This is a genomic window from Enhygromyxa salina (assembly GCF_002994635.1).
In the GTDB taxonomy this organism is placed as follows: Bacteria; Myxococcota_A; Polyangia; order Nannocystales; family Nannocystaceae; genus Plesiocystis; species Plesiocystis salina_B.
In genome coordinates, this window is the sequence record NZ_PVNL01000041.1 from 92,564 (window position 1) to 106,873 (window position 14,310).

The 14,310-nt window shown below is 67.6% G+C and carries 11 protein-coding genes; 5 read left to right on the forward strand and 6 right to left on the reverse strand.

Going from position 1 to position 14,310, the window contains the following annotated elements; translation table 11 throughout:
- Window positions 1-94: 94 nt before the first annotated feature.
- Both ENSA7_RS08880 and ENSA7_RS08885 read right to left on the reverse strand, forming a co-directional pair.
- Entirely contained in the window at window positions 95-853 is a 759-nt protein-coding gene (locus ENSA7_RS08880) for an MBL fold metallo-hydrolase (RefSeq protein ID WP_106088787.1), read from the reverse strand.
- Entirely contained in the window at window positions 850-3,705 is a 2,856-nt protein-coding gene (locus ENSA7_RS08885; RefSeq protein ID WP_106088788.1) for a tetratricopeptide repeat protein, read from the reverse strand. The genes ENSA7_RS08880 and ENSA7_RS08885 overlap by 4 nt, the downstream gene beginning before the upstream one ends.
- A gap of 207 nt (window positions 3,706-3,912) precedes the next feature.
- Here ENSA7_RS08885 and ENSA7_RS08890 point away from each other — a divergent pair, with 207 nt between their 5' ends.
- From ENSA7_RS08890 to ENSA7_RS08905, 4 genes are all read left to right on the forward strand, one after another.
- Window positions 3,913-6,171 carry a RelA/SpoT family protein gene (locus ENSA7_RS08890; protein WP_106088789.1) on the forward strand — a complete coding sequence of 753 codons (2,259 nt, stop codon included), beginning with the start codon at window positions 3,913-3,915 and terminating at the stop codon, window positions 6,169-6,171.
- A gap of 82 nt (window positions 6,172-6,253) precedes the next feature.
- On the forward strand, window positions 6,254-7,333 hold the full coding sequence (locus ENSA7_RS08895) for an MFS transporter (protein WP_106088790.1): 1,080 nt from the start codon (window positions 6,254-6,256) through the stop codon (window positions 7,331-7,333).
- 61 nt (window positions 7,334-7,394) lie between these two features.
- Window positions 7,395-9,365, forward strand: a complete 1,971-nt coding sequence (locus ENSA7_RS08900) for a tetratricopeptide repeat protein (RefSeq protein ID WP_146157493.1) — start codon at window positions 7,395-7,397, stop codon at window positions 9,363-9,365.
- Window positions 9,366-9,401: 36 nt separating this feature from the next.
- Window positions 9,402-9,854, forward strand: a complete 453-nt coding sequence (locus ENSA7_RS08905; RefSeq protein ID WP_106088792.1) for a hypothetical protein — start codon at window positions 9,402-9,404, stop codon at window positions 9,852-9,854.
- A 24-nt stretch (window positions 9,855-9,878) separates the two neighbouring features.
- Here the strand turns inward: ENSA7_RS08905 and ENSA7_RS08910 are convergent, their stop codons facing one another.
- The 3 genes from ENSA7_RS08910 to ENSA7_RS08920 all read right to left on the reverse strand — a co-directional run bounded on the left by ENSA7_RS08910 (window position 9,879) and on the right by ENSA7_RS08920 (window position 11,661).
- On the reverse strand, window positions 9,879-10,505 hold the full coding sequence (locus tag ENSA7_RS08910; RefSeq protein ID WP_106088888.1) for an arsenate reductase/protein-tyrosine-phosphatase family protein: 627 nt from the start codon (window positions 10,503-10,505) through the stop codon (window positions 9,879-9,881).
- A gap of 212 nt (window positions 10,506-10,717) precedes the next feature.
- A complete protein-coding gene (locus ENSA7_RS08915; RefSeq protein WP_106088793.1) occupies window positions 10,718-11,095 on the reverse strand; it encodes an ArsR/SmtB family transcription factor in 378 nt (125 codons plus the stop codon).
- A gap of 92 nt (window positions 11,096-11,187) precedes the next feature.
- Window positions 11,188-11,661 carry a cupin domain-containing protein gene (locus tag ENSA7_RS08920; RefSeq protein WP_106088794.1) on the reverse strand — a complete coding sequence of 158 codons (474 nt, stop codon included), beginning with the start codon at window positions 11,659-11,661 and terminating at the stop codon, window positions 11,188-11,190.
- A gap of 213 nt (window positions 11,662-11,874) precedes the next feature.
- Between ENSA7_RS08920 and ENSA7_RS08925 the strand changes: the two genes are divergently transcribed.
- On the forward strand, window positions 11,875-12,861 hold the full coding sequence (locus ENSA7_RS08925) for a hypothetical protein (RefSeq protein ID WP_146157495.1): 987 nt from the start codon (window positions 11,875-11,877) through the stop codon (window positions 12,859-12,861).
- Between the two features lie 34 nt (window positions 12,862-12,895).
- On the opposite strand, the gene ENSA7_RS08930 is transcribed toward ENSA7_RS08925, so the two are convergent.
- Entirely contained in the window at window positions 12,896-14,125 is a 1,230-nt protein-coding gene (locus ENSA7_RS08930; protein WP_146157496.1) for a YncE family protein, read from the reverse strand.
- Window positions 14,126-14,310: the final 185 nt, after the last annotated feature.

Genomic DNA, 14,310 nt, shown 5'->3' on the forward strand with positions numbered 1-14,310 from the left:
CCATTGGGTGTCTTACACGCCGAACTCCAGATGACATGAATCATCATGACGACGCATTGCGGCCCAGTACAAATTGCCAGCGGCCTTCCGGCTCTCACCCAAGCGAAACACGATCGCCGACGTCCGGCATCAACACCTCGAAGCTCCGATCATCCAATTCCTCGACCCGCCGACGAATCTCGGGTTTGGCCTCGGCCGCAAAGTGCAGCAACCCGAGCGTCTGCACTCCAGCCTCGCGCCCCAGCGCGATGCACCCCTCCACGTCCCCGTGCTTGCGCTGGCCACCCGGCGTCGCAAAGAAACACTCGTGAACCAGCACATCGACCCCGCTCGCCAGCTCGCGGGTCCCCGGCGTGATCGCCCCGTCCCCCGAGTACATCACGGACCGCAGCCCTGGCGTCTCGACCCGCAGCGCATGGTTCACGATCGAGTGCGCGCTGGCGGCGATCCGCAGCTCCAACGGCCCAAACTCCCCGACCGCCCCCGGCTCGAGCTCCACGAAATTGATCGGGTAGCACTTCGACGCGGCGTAGCTGCCGGGGTAGCCCAACTCCAGCACGACCCCAATCCGCGCTCGCGACCCTGGTCCGCCGAACACCGTCAGCGCTCGCGTGCGTCCGCCCAGCCGCATCCACAGCAACAGCGCAGGCAACCCAAAGCAGTGATCGGCGTGACCGTGGCTGATCCACACGCCATCGAGCAAGTCTACGTCCTGGCTGATCCGCCAAAACGCGTGGGGCACCGCGTACCCACAATCGAGCAGCAGCGTCCGCGGCCCGCGATACAGCAGGCTCGTGTTCGGCAGCGCGGGGTCCAGCGCCTCACCGGTGCCGACAAACACCAACTCGTTCATGGCGCGTGCTTCTTCAGCCGCTTGCGCATCGCATCGGGCAGCTCTTCGCTGTGCAGCGCCCGCGGGGCCAGATCCTCGACCCGCGGATCCCCAATCTCGTCGGTTGCGATCGCAGCCATCACGAGCACGTCCATGGTCGCGTCGGGCCGCAGCGCGGTGACCATGACCTCGTCGAGCATTGACTTGATCAGCTTCTTGTCGCCCTTGGCCCGGTGCAGTCGCAGCGCGCTGGCGGCCAGGGCGGCCGGGTACAGCGGCGCGATCGCGTTGACCCGGTCCAGCGCCGCCGACATGCGCGGGTCACCGGTCGCGGTCGCGAGGACCAGCATGCGCAGCGGCGCGTCGAAGCTCATCGCGTCGATTGCGAGGATCTTCTCGAGCTGATCGAGCTCGAGCGGAATGTCCTTTTGTGCGCGCGCGATCTTGGCGATGCCGACCCACGGATCCAGCGACTCCAACGCGAACGTCGCGGCTTTCTCGTACTGCTGGATCGCCCCCTGGTTGTCACCCTTTTGCTCGAGCACGGCGGCGAGCGTCGTGCGGGTGTGAAAGCCGTCACCGTTCGCAGCGATCAGCTTCTCGAGGATCTCTTTGGCCTGGTCGAGGTTGCCCGCGGCCGCGGTCTCGATCGCCTTCATCAACGACTTCACGCGGGGGTCGTCCTTTTGGTCCTGACTCGGCCGCCAGCCCGAGAGCTTGCGATCGAGCTCGCTGTCGAACCACTTGCTGAATTCGGCCTCGACGGTGAGCAGATCCTTGCCCAGGATCTGCTTGAACAGCTCATCGGTCGACTTGCCGGTCGCGTAGCCCTCGAGCAGCGCGACGATCTTGGGCCGCCCATAGGTCTGACCCAGGTAGCGCATGGCCCAGGCCGCTGTCGCGTAGGCGACCTCCATCATCAGCGGGCTCTCGGCGCGCAAGAACGCGAGCTCGAGCTCCGACAGCTTGCGCAGCTTGTCGTGACGGCGGGCCTCGAACAACAGCTCGGCGCTCTCGCGCGCCCACGAGGGATCCGCGACCTCCGACTCCCACTCCGACAGCCCCTCGGTGAACCACCGCGGCACTCGGCCCTCGCTGAGCTGGATCGCGTAGCTGTGCGCGATCTCGTGCCAGATCACCTGATTGAAATTGTGGGTACCGCTGTACGGCCCGAGCGAGGTGATCACCGGGCCAAAGCAGACCCCGATCGCGCCGAGGCTGGGGACCCCGACCGTGCGGACCGAGAATTCGTCGGGGTCGGCGTAGGCCTCGATGCGCAGCGGGCTGATCTTCACGCCGTAGCCGCTGTCGAGCGCCTTGCGAGCCCGCACGATCGCGGCGCTCAAGCCCGGGGCCAGCATCTCTTGCGACTCCGCGGGCAGCCGCAAGGTCAGATCACCCGAGACGCGCTCGGCGTAGTGGGGCTCGATCCGCTCGCTGTACAGCTGCCGAACGTTGAGCGTGCGATTGTTGTACTTGTCCTTTTTCCAGGCCTTCTCGAGCGCCTCGCGGCCGGCCAGCTCGTCACCCAGGCGCAGCTTCGACAGCCCCAGCGCGCCTTGAATGTACGGATCATCAGGCAGCCGCTTGGCCCCCTCGACCAGCACGGTGTCGGCCTCGGGGTAGAGGTGCAGATACCCGAGCAGATCCGACAGCTTCGAGTAGAACTGCCCGTCACGCGGGTTGAAGGCCAGCGCCGCGTCGCGGGCCTTGGCGTACGCAGGCTTGTCGCGGTCGAAGATCGCCAGCGCAGCCAGGACGATCTGGCCGCCCGCGTGCGCGGGGTTGACGTTGATCACGTGGTCGACGATGTGGGCTCGCGCGACGTCGCGGTGGCCCTCGATCAGCGCGACCCAGGCCAACACCGCGTGGGCGTCGGCGTTCTCTGGGTTGACCTGCAGGGCCTCGTCGGCGGTCCGCGAGGCCGCGGCCAGCTGGAACTGATCGAGGTGCACCCAGCCCATGTTGGCCAGCGCCTCGGGGTTCCAGGGATCGCGCTCGAGCACCTGCGCGAGGGTCTGGCCGGCCTCGTCGGGCTTGTACTTCTCGAGGAACAGCGCCGTCAGCTCCATCGAGATCTCGTCGCCCAGCTCGGTCCCGTTGCTGGGCGGAGCGGCGTGCTCGGCCTCTTGCAACACCCGGCTGGCGCTCTTGAACGCGCGCTCGGCCAGGCCCGCGTAGGCGGTGCCGAGCAGCTGCTCGGCGGACTGGGCCGTGCCGTCGCTGTACGACGCGTAGAGCTCGTCGATCAGCTGGCGGGCCTCGGTCTCGCCCGCGCGGCCGGTCTGAAACATCAGGCGCACGAGCTCACCCTTGAGGAGGATGTCGTCGGGTGCCAGCTTGCGCGCGTCTCGGATGTGCTGCTCGGCCGTCTTGATGTCACCTCGTGCAATGCGAAGGTGCGCGAGCCGACGCAGCGCGCTGGCCTTGACCGCGGCGTCCTTGGCCGACTCGTAGACCTTGGTGACGGTCGCCTCGGCGGCGTCGAGCTGGCCGATCAGGCGTTGGCCACGGGCGAGCGCGAACATGGCTTCGTGGTCGCTGGTCTTGTTGCCGAGCTCCTCGAGCAAGAACTTCACGGCGCCATCGGGGTTGCCGTGGGCGACGGCCACGAGCGCGGCGTCGCGGGTCTGTGGGGCGGCAGGCTTCTCGCGCGCGCGGGCCTCTACGGGGGCCGCTTCGATCTCCGCGTCGACCCCGCTGGCGAGCGCGTCGGGATCGATCGTGATGTCTTCGCCACCCGAGGACGCCCCGTCTTCACCAACCTCGGCGCCCGTGGCTTTGGCGTTGGGCTCGGTCGTGTCGGTGGTCTTGCAACCGACGGTGATCGCGAGGGACAGGAGGAGAAGACGCGTACGCGGTCGGATCTGCATGGGGAGGTCGGTGGCTACAGCGCAGATGAGCGGCGCCCACAGCTACGAAATTTTGTGGGCGTCGCGCGGCGCTGTCAAACGGCGCTCGGGTTGCGACGGTTCATCGGCGCCATACCCACACGAACCGGGTCGGGGGCCTCCGGGGAGCGAGGGAGCGGCGATGTGCAGGATGTCTGTGGGCGCCGCGAGGAACTACACTGCCGCCCGATGTCGGAGCTCGACGAGGCCCCAGGCCGCCGGCCCAGCAAGCTGCCTGCTGAGATCATCGCAGAGATCCTCGCCACCTGCCGCGAGCACCACGGCGACACGCTCTTCGACGTGCTCGAGGCCGCGCTGCAGCGACGGCTCGCGCTGGGCGATCGCGGCTGTGCGCGGGCGCTGCGACGCACGGCCACGCTCGCCGGACTGCGCCTCGACCCGGCCACGCTGATCGCCAGCAGCGTCGCGTTGATCGGCGTGGGCCTCGACGGCGGCCGAGATCCCGAGACCAGCGCCAGCGTCGGTCCGCAGCCGACTGACCCGGCCGGCCTGGTCAACGAGCTCGAGCTGACGCGTCGGGTCGAGATCCGCGGCCTGATCGACTCGGTCGAGCGGCTCGCCGCGATCCACTGGAACGCCCTCGACGAGGAGTCGGCCGAGTCGCTGCGGACCATGTTCGTGGCCATGGCTGCCGACGTGCGGGTGGTGCTCCTGACCCTGTGTGATCGGCTCGAGGTCATCCGTGAGCTGCACTTGCTGCGCGACGCCGAGCCCCGCCGACGGATCGCCAGCGAGACCCGCGAGGTGTTCGCGCCGCTGGCCAACCGCCTGGGCATCTGGCAGCTCAAGTGGGTCCTCGAAGATCTGGCGCTGCGCGAGCTCGAACCCGAGATCTACGCCGACATCACCGCCAAGCTCGACACCCGTCGCGACGAGCGCCAGCGCCACGTCGACGAGGTCGTCGACCGCCTGCGCTTCGAGCTCGATCAGGTCGGGCTGATCGCCGAGGTCAACGGGCGGCCCAAGCACATCTACAGCATCGTCAAGAAGATGCGGCGCAAGCGGGTCAGCTTCGAAGAGATCTACGACGTGACCGCGGTCCGCGTGATCATAGAGGCCGACAACGAGGCGATCGGCAAGCGTGACTGCTACGCCGCGCTGGGCCTGGCCCACGGGCTGTGGGCGCCGATCTCTGGCGAGTTCGACGACTACATCGCGCGCCCCAAACCAAACGGCTACCGCTCGCTGCACACGGCGGTCATGGGCCCCGGCGGCCGGCCGCTCGAGGTCCAGATCCGGACCCGCGACATGCACCTGTTTGGTGAGTTCGGCGTCGCCGCGCACTGGGCCTACAAAGAGGGCAAGCGCGACGCCAGCAAGTCGCAGCGCTTCAACCTGCTGCGGCAGCTGGTCGACTGGCAAAAGGAGCTGGTCGATCCCCGCGAGCTGGCCGAGGCGTTCAAGACTGACCTGTTCGAGGACGAGGTCCACGTGTTCACCCCCGGCGGCGACGTGATCGCGCTGCCCGAGGGCGCGACGCCGCTCGACTTCGCCTACCGGATCCACACGGGCGTCGGGCACCGGACGCGCGGGGCCAAGGTCAACGGCGTGATGGTGCCGCTCAGCCACACCCTGACGACGGGCGACCGGGTCGAGATCCTCAAGAAGAAGCACCCCGAGCCCAGCCGCGACTGGCTCAGCCCCCACCTCGGCTACCTGCACACCGCCAGCGCCCGACAGAAGATCCGCTCGTGGTTTCGCGAGCAAGATCGCGATCAGGCGATCGCCAGCGGCCGTGAGGCGCTCGAGCGCGAGCTGATCCGCGCGGGCGTCGGCAAGCTCGAGCTGCCCAACCTCGACGAGCTCAACCGGCTCGCCGTCGCGCACGACTTCAAGGCTGGCGACGATCTGCTGGCCGCGATCGGGTTTGGCGATCTCAACCCGCAGGGCCTCGCCGCCGAGATCCTCGAGCGCCAGCGCCCCGAGCCCGAGCCCGAGCCCGAGCCGATCACCAGCCCGACCGAGACCCCGCGCGACGCGGCTGGGGTCTCGCTCGGGGGCGTCGGCAACATCATGAGTCAGCCTGCGCGCTGCTGCTCGCCCGTGCCTGGCGACGACGTGCTCGGCTGGGTCAGCCGCGGCCGCGGGATCATGATCCACCGGCGCGACTGCCCGAACATGGTGCACAACCAGGAGCCCGAGCGCATCGTCGAGATCGACTGGGGCCGCAAGCATCGCCATCGCTACCCGGTCAAGCTCAGCCTCGAGGTCGTCGATCAGCCCGGGGTCCTGCGCGATATCGCCGACGTGATCTCGAACATGGGCATCAACATGCGAGCGACCCACAGCTCGCGCAGCAAGAAGCGTCCGGGGACTCAGACGCTCACGCTCGAGCTCGAGGTCGATCAGGCCACCCAGATCGTCCGGGCGCTGGGCCGACTCGAGGGCCTGCCGGTCGTGATCATGGCCCGGCGCGTCGCCGGCTGAGTGGGCGAGAACGTGCCCGCATCGCTCCCACTCGCGCGCCCGAACGTGGTACATCGCGAACTGCACCTGGAGAGCGATCAAGATGAGCACGAGCGTGAGCATGTGGCTGGGAGTGTTGTTTCTCGTACTGGCGATCGTCGCCGTGCTGCTCCAGGCGTGGCTGTGGGGCCCCAAATTCTGGAACGAGACCCTCAAGAAGACCGAGGCTCCCAAGGCGTGGCTGCGGGTCCACGCGGCGGTCGGCTACGTCTACGGGATCATCTACGTCGTGATGATGTGGAACATGTTTCCGCGCCTGTGGCAGTACCAATACGAGCTCCCGGCTCGCACGGTCATCCACGCGGTCGTGGCCATCACCCTGGGGGTCCTGTTGATCACCAAGATCATGATCTTGGTGTTCTTCCGCCACTTCGAAGAGGCCCTGCCCAGGTTTGGGTTTGGGCTGCTGCTGTGTAGCGTGCTGCTGATCACCTTGTCGGTTCCCCACGCGGCGCGGGCCCTGGATCTGCAGGGCCGGATCGGCGACCCAGACAACATCGCCCGGGTCGAGAAGGTGCTCGCCGAGATCGAATTTGGTGAGGGCGCGCCCACGGTCGAGGACCTGGTCGCCAAGAAGGGCCTGCAGCGAGGCCGTGATCTGCTCGTCAACAAGTGCGTCAGCTGCCACGACATGCGCACGATCCTGAGCACACCTCGCACGGGCGCGCGCTGGCACGACCTGGTCGTGCGCATGCAAGAAAAGCCCGATCCGTTCAGCAGCAACCCGCTGGCGACAAAAGAGGTCCCCTACGTGACCGCGTACCTGATCGCGATCACGCCCGACATCCAGGCCTCGCGCAAGCGCAAGGTCGAGCAAGAGCGAGAGCGCGACGCCGTGCAAGAGGCCACCGTCGCGGCCATGGCCAAGGCCCCCGCGGCGGCCGAGGCCAGCGCGGACACGAGCGGCCCAAGCCTGGCGGTCGACGCTGACAAGGCCAAGGCGATCCTCACCAGTCGCTGTACCGACTGCCACGAGCTCGACGAGGTCGAAGCCCACGGTGGTGGCGACGTCGCGAACTGGTCGAAGGTGATCTCCGACATGGTCGAAGAGGGCGCCGAGATCACCGAGGACGAGGCGATGGTCCTGGCGCCCTATCTGGCGCAGACTTACCCGGCGCAGTGATTCGTCGGGGGAGCGGCGGTTTATGTTGTTGCGCGTGGTGATCGCGTGGTTCACTGAGCCCATGAAGCTTCGCCTCGCGCTCGCCCTCGCGCCGCTGTGTCTGCTCACCTGCAAGGCCGGCGCGGTCGGTGAGATCATCGAGCCTGACAAGCCCGCGGCCGGCGAGGCCATGGGTGAGCTCAGCTGTGATCTCGAGCAAGAGCGCGCCGAACCGCTGAGCGTCGACTGGCCCTCGGCCGATCGCACCGACCTCGAGGTCGCGATGCGCGATGGCCTGGTCGTCGTCGCCTACGACTGTGAGCGCCTGCGCGTGCTCGACAGCTGCAGGGTCCACGGCGGCTACAGCTTCGCGGGTGTCAGCCGCAAAGAAGAGATGGTCCAGATCACTGGCCAAGGTGAGCTCCACGCCAACTTGCCGGTTGGCAAGGTCAAGCTCTCGGCGGTGATCGATCGCGGCTCGACGATCGACATCGCGCTCGTCACGGTCGGCAAGCACCGAACGCCCGCCTACCAGGTCACCCAGGCCGAGCTCGAGGGCGACTGCGCGGGTGCGACCCACTTCGTCAAGTCTGCGCTCGTGGGCGCCTTCGCCATGGGCACGGGCACCCGCGGCCACGTCGGGACCGTCGCCGAGGTGTTCAAGATCGGTGAGATCGGCGGCTCGAGCAGCTCCGAGCACCAGAGCCTCGATCGTGACGGAGATCTGCAAGCCTGCGCGGCGTCGAATCCGAGCGACCCCAGCCCGCCCGCGCAGTGCCAGTCGCTGCTGCGCGTCGAGCTGGTCGCCCTGCGCGAGCAGGCCGAGCAGGGCGGCGGCGGCGGCCAAACGGCCCAGGCCACCCCGCTCGACCAGGTCTGTCCGAACGGGTTCGTGCGGGAGGGGGCCAAGTGCAGCGCGGTTGCGAGCGCGAGCGGGTTTCGCTGTGATCCCAAGGATCAAGCCCAGTGCGAGGCGCAGTGCGGGGCTGGAAATTTCGAGTCGTGCCACAACCTCGCCTATCAGGTCCGTCGGGACGACCGCCCGCGCAGCGAGGAGCTGTTCGGGCGCGCGTGCGATGCTGGCGTGACCGACAGCTGCGCGGCCCTGGCCTACATGGTCGACTGGAAGACCCAGCCCGAGCGGGGCGCCACGCTGCTGCAGCGTGCCTGCGATGGGGGCGACGGCGTGGCCTGTCGCGCGCTCGGCCGGCCGCTGCTCGACGAGCAACCGTTCGGTCACGATCCGGCCCGCGCGATCCAGCTGCTGGCCCGCGCGATGGAGCTCGGTGACCGCTACGCCTCCGGTGTGCTCGCCTGGGAATACCTCGCCAACCGCCGCCACGACGACGCCCGCGACGTGCTCGATCGCGACTGCGGTCAGGGCAACGGCCAGGCCTGCTCGCTGCTCGGTGGTCTGCTCTCGCGCTGCGAAGATGGGCGCGCCCCCGGCATGGTCCCGCGTGACGTCGCAACCTGCGAAAAATTTCCCAAGCCCGACACCGTTGGAGCCACCGTCGCGTTCGAGCGCGCCTGTCGGGACGGCTTTGTCGGCGCGTGCGTGAACGCGGGCAAGCGCTACGCCGACGGGCGCGGCGTGACCCAGGACGTCCCCCGCGCCGTCGAGCTGCTGGAGCTGGGTTGCCCCAAGGGGCGCGGCGCCTGTGAGGAGCTGGGGCGTCGCTACGAGCACGGTGACGGGGTGCCCAAGGACCTCGAGCGCGCCTATGCAACCTACAACGCGGCGTGTCAGCACAATCAAAAGACCGAGTGTTGGCACGCGGCTCGGGTCGCGGGCGTGCTGGGCCACGACACAGATCGCCGGGCGCGGCTGGAGCAGGGGTGCGAGAAGAACTCCAAGCAGGCGTGTGACGAGCTGACGGTCGCGCTCGAGAAAGAAGGCAAGACCGACGCGGCCAAGGCGATCTATCAGGACGTGTGTGAGCGGATGCGCAACGAGGTGTACTGCAAGGCTTATGTTCGGCTTGGCGGCGAGCTCGAGCCTGGGTTCAAGCCGTTCTCGCGCCGGAAGGACGCGCGACCAGACGACTTTTGACCACCGTGGCGTCCGCGGAGCGATACTGTTGCAGGCATGGCCTCCCTGAGCACCGCGGGAAACGTCCACTCGACCTGTCTGCGAGTACTCGCCGCGCGAGGATACACGCTTCGCATCGACGTCGACTATTACGAGAGCGACGGCGAACTCATGTACATGGCGGAGAAGGATGGGTTCACGTTTGCTGCTGAGAACCCAATCGAGCTGCTCGGGCTGACTGCGGTCTATGAGCACGTGCAACCAGAGCAGGACCGGCCGTACTGGTGGTACGTCGACGGCGCTGACCTTGACGACGAGCTGCTCGAGCAAGCGCTCGAGCGGGCGTTAGCGAGCCTGCGCGAGCGCGACCCAGCTCGGTGGACCGAGAAGATCCGGGCCGCGCTGGCGACCGCCGAAGCCGATCCTCGCACCAGCGCGGCGGATCGCCTGGGCATCTCGCAAGCGGCGCTCGAGCAGGTCCTCGCGGACTCGCTGCTTCGAGGTCGATGAGGGTGGGCGAGACGTCCCAGCAGCTCAGCCGTGCACCTGAGAGAACAAGTAGAACATCTCCCCCGCGATCTGCAGGGCCCGCTCGTCGTAGCGATCTGCTTCCTCGGGCGAGCCGTCCGCCAGCTTGGGATCGTCGTAGGGCAGCGAGATCCGCCGCGTGGCGCCGCGCACGAATGGACAGGCCTGATCAGCCTGGCTGCAGGTCATGATCACGGCGAAGTCCTCGCGCGGATTGCCGTCCGCGTCGTAGGTCTTGGAGAAGGCGTCGAGGGCCGTGTCGTCACCCGCGAAGCTGACGGCATAGTGGGGGTTGGCGACGTCGTCGGGAACTTCGCCGATCTCGAACCCGGCTCGGCGCATCGCCGCGACGGCGCGCGGGTTGAAGGCGGTCGCCTCGGTCCCGCCGGAGTAGGTCTCGACGCCGTCGACTCCGTACCAGGCCGCTGCGGTCGCCGCCCAGATCTGGCTCATGTGGCTGCGCCGCGAGTTGTGGGTGCAGATGAACACCAGCCGGGCGGGCAGGCTCGCGGCTCCGCGCTCGCGCACGAACGCCGCGATGCGATCGAGCGTCTCACGGCGGTCCTCGGGGATCGTGGAGAGCGTGGGCAGCAGACGCTCGACGTACGCGTGGAGCTGGGGGTGAAACGTCACGGCGGTCCTCTCGGTCGTGGGTGCTGGTTCAGGCGTGGCGGTCTCAGTCGTCTCAGTCGAGGTTGGCGGGCTCGCGTCCGGCTCAGCCTCGCTCGTTGCGGCGCAGCCGAGTGATGACGCGAGCAGGGCGCCGAGACTCAGCGCGAGACATGTATCGATGATCTTCGATGTATTGGACATGGGGAAGTCGTGCTCCGGGTCGCTCGAGCCGCTCAGCGATCCAGCAGGGTTGCGAACTCGTTCAGACGGTCGAGCGCGGTTGGTTCGAGTGAGTAGAAGATCCAGGTCCCGCGCCGCTCCGAGGCCAACACGCCGGCTTCACGCAGGATCTTGAGGTGATGGGAGACGGTGGCTTGCGCGAGCTCGAAGTGCCCCTCGATGTCGCAGGCGCACACGGGCTCGCGGGCTTCGGCCAGCAACGCGACGATCTCGACCCGGGTCGCGTCGCCGAGCGCCTTGAACACCGTCATGTAGGGTCGCAGATCTCGAGCCTTGGCCCGTCGCCGCGGGGTGCACTCCGCCGCCGTGGCCGCCGCCGACGAGGCGAGAACGGTCAAGCGAGGCGAGCCGCGGCGGGGCCGGGACGGCATGGCGATGATCTACATCGAAAGTCGTCGATATAGAAGTGACAACTATGTGACACCAGCATGGTCCACCCGTCGTGAGTCCCTGGCCTGCTGGATCAGTAGGGCGTCCCGTCCTTGTGGGTGAACACGAAGCGCCCGTCAGCGTGCTTGCTGAACGCGAGATCGACGTCGGAATACTCGGCCGTGTCCTCGCGGTCGCGGTTGCTGATCTCCAGATACCGAACCGGCCGGTCGCTGCGGTTGACGAGGTAGTGCCCATTGCGGACGCCGGCCGCAAACCCGGCGCACATTCCTGCGCCAAGCAGCTGCTCGCCCTCGTCGGTCACCAACACGACCTCGCCCTCGACGATGAACACGAACTCGTCCTCGCGGGTGTGGAAGTGACGCATCGACGACTCCTTACCAGGCGGCAGCGTCGTGAGGTTGACGCCGATCTTGGTCAAGCCGAGCGGGTCGCCGAGGGCTCGCTTCTCGCGAGGAAGCACGCGCGAGCGAAACGGCTCGGGGTAACCGGAGTCCGTGCGGGGCACGAGGGAGTCAGGATCGAGGGCCGGGGGCACGAGCGGCATGGACTCGCCATAGCACGAGGGCGCGAGCATGTGATCTTTTCTCGGCTGATAGCAGGAACTCCAGAGTGTGGCTCGCTGATGGGTCACGCGTGGCGGCCCGCTGACGGGCCACCGTCCCGCTCACGGGCCACTCGGTACGACCGAGTTTTCCGCAAGTCATCGAGATGACTAAAGATGCCACGTGGCCCGGTGCTTGCGATTGCGGCGGGGACGATGGCGGAACTCGAGCAGCTCGCATCCGCACACGACGCGATGGTGCTGCTGTTGAGCAAGATGCCCCACGCGGCGCTGACCAGGATCATGTGCGCCGCCGCGGGGATCGAGCTGCACGATCACGACGACATCCGCGAGCGCTCCCCGGCCTTCGAAGTCCCCGGCCTGAATCGACGCGCGCGGAAGGGGCTGATCGATCTCCTGCTGACCGTCCGGACTCGCGACGGTGCCGTGCTGATGCACTGGATCCTCGAGGTGCAGCTTTGCTGGGACGTGGAAAAGCTATGGAGTTGGTCACTGTACTCGGCCGCCGTCGGCGCAGAAACGAAGAAGCCAGCGGTCGTAGCCGCATTCGTGCCTGATCCCGCCCTGCGAGCACGCATTCGCCGGATGATCCCGAAGATCTTGCCGCCCCCTAAACTCGTCGAGCCGGATCATCTCGAGCTGATCGACGACATCCAACAAGCGCATCGCCAACCGCACGAGGCGGTCCTCGGCGCCGTTTTCCACGCACTCGGAGCCGGACCCGTCGAGCAACGGGTGGCCGGGATCCGGGCCGCGTTTCTTGCGGCACAGCGCCTGGATCCCCTGGAGTGCCGGAGTTACACTGTACTCATGTTGACGCTCACTCCCGCCGATATCGCCCAGCGTGCCCTCGATGAAATGCGTGAGCGCGGTGAGTACAATGAGAGCCGCTATATCACCTTCGAGGAGTATGAGATCTCTCCGGTCGAGCGTGGCAGCTACCTGTACGAGAAGGCCCATCGGATCGGGCGCCGAGACGGGGTCCAAGAAGGCCGGGAGCACGGGCAGATTCAGCTGCTGCACCGCACCATCGTCGACATTCTCGAGCTGCGCGGCTTCACGGTCACCGCAGCGCATCGCGCCCGTGTCGAGAGCTGCGAGGACCTCGAGGCGCTCGAGCGCTGGTACGCCGCGGCCCGCACGCTTCCCACCGACGCGGCGCTCGACCAGCTCTTCGAGTAGCTGGTAGCGGATCAGCCATGACAACGGCGCGGGGTTATGGCTCGAGCGCCACGTAGGTCGGCCCGGGGTCGTTCTGCCAGTCGATCTCGCGCGCCTCCCCAGTCCCGAAGTCGGCGATCGCCAGCACGTTGGCGCCGGGGATCGGCACGAGCGCGAGCTCGTCGGCGGGGTCGAACACGATCCCGAGCGGGAAGCCCATCGCGGGAATGTCGATCTGATCGATGAGCGTGCTGGTCGTCGTCTCGTAGCGAAGCAGCGAGACCTCGGTACCCACCAGCACGCACAGGATGATCTGGGTGTCGGTGCTGCCGTGCGCAGCCGCGTACGGGATCCCCGCGACCTCGACCGTGTCGAGCACGGTCGGTGTGCTGGGGTCGGCGATGTCGAGCAGCGAGTAGCCGGGCGGGCCGACCGAGTTGACGACGATCGCCTCGGAGTCGCCGGGGCCGACGAACAGCACCCACGAGGGATCATTGGATACGACCGCGGGCACCGACATCGTGCCGATTGGATCGTTGGTGCCAAACAGACGCACCGAGCCATCGCCCGCGGTATTGATGATCGCGAGCTGGCCCTGCAGGGCGATCTGCTCGGGACTTGGCCCAATGTCGAACTCTTCGACGATGCTGAGCGAGGTCAGGTCGATGTGGCTCATCGTCGCGCCCGACTGCCCGTTGCCGCCGTAGTTGGCCGTCCACGCCGCGCTGCTGTCCTCGGTGATCGCAATGCCCATGGGGTACTGCGCGATGTCGAGCTCGGCGAGCACCGTGCCAGTGTCGATCTCGACGATCAGCAGGCCACCACCTTCGGGCACCGTGCCCTGGCCTGCGCCCGCGAGACCCCCAACCGCGCTCGCGAAGAAGCCCGGGCTCACGGCGACGACCGCGAGCTCGCCGTCGGGGCTGATCTCGGCTTCGAGCGGACCGGGCTCGTATGCCCCGAGATCAATGCTCTTCCACAGCGCGTCCTCGCGGGTCTGCGCGCCGCCACGCAGGGCCTCGTAGTCGAGCAGCGACAGTCGCTTGGCACGCCAGTCCGAGGTCATGGCGAGACGCGCGGGGCGGGGTGGATCGTCGTCGGTGTCACTGGTCGTGTCGGTGCCCGTGTCGGTGGGCGCCGTGGGTTCGCCGCTCTCGCCCGTGCTCGAGTCCGCGGCGGACTCGGTCGAGGTCTCACCGTCGTCAGCCGCGGGCGTCGTGCAGCTCGCCGCGGGGAGGCAGGCGATCGAGAGCAGCACGAACGATCGGGGCGATGCCAGTCGCATTGCCTGCGAGTTTGGCGGGGGCAGTCGGGGTTGTCACTCGCGGATCGCGTCGTTCGGAGTGCGCGGATTTCGCTGCCGTGCCTCCAAACGCCCTCTGCGTTCGATATGCGCGGGTGTACAACAAATCTGTTGTCCAACAGAGCTGCTGTAACCTGCGCGCACATAGTAGGCGAGAAAAGCTCGGG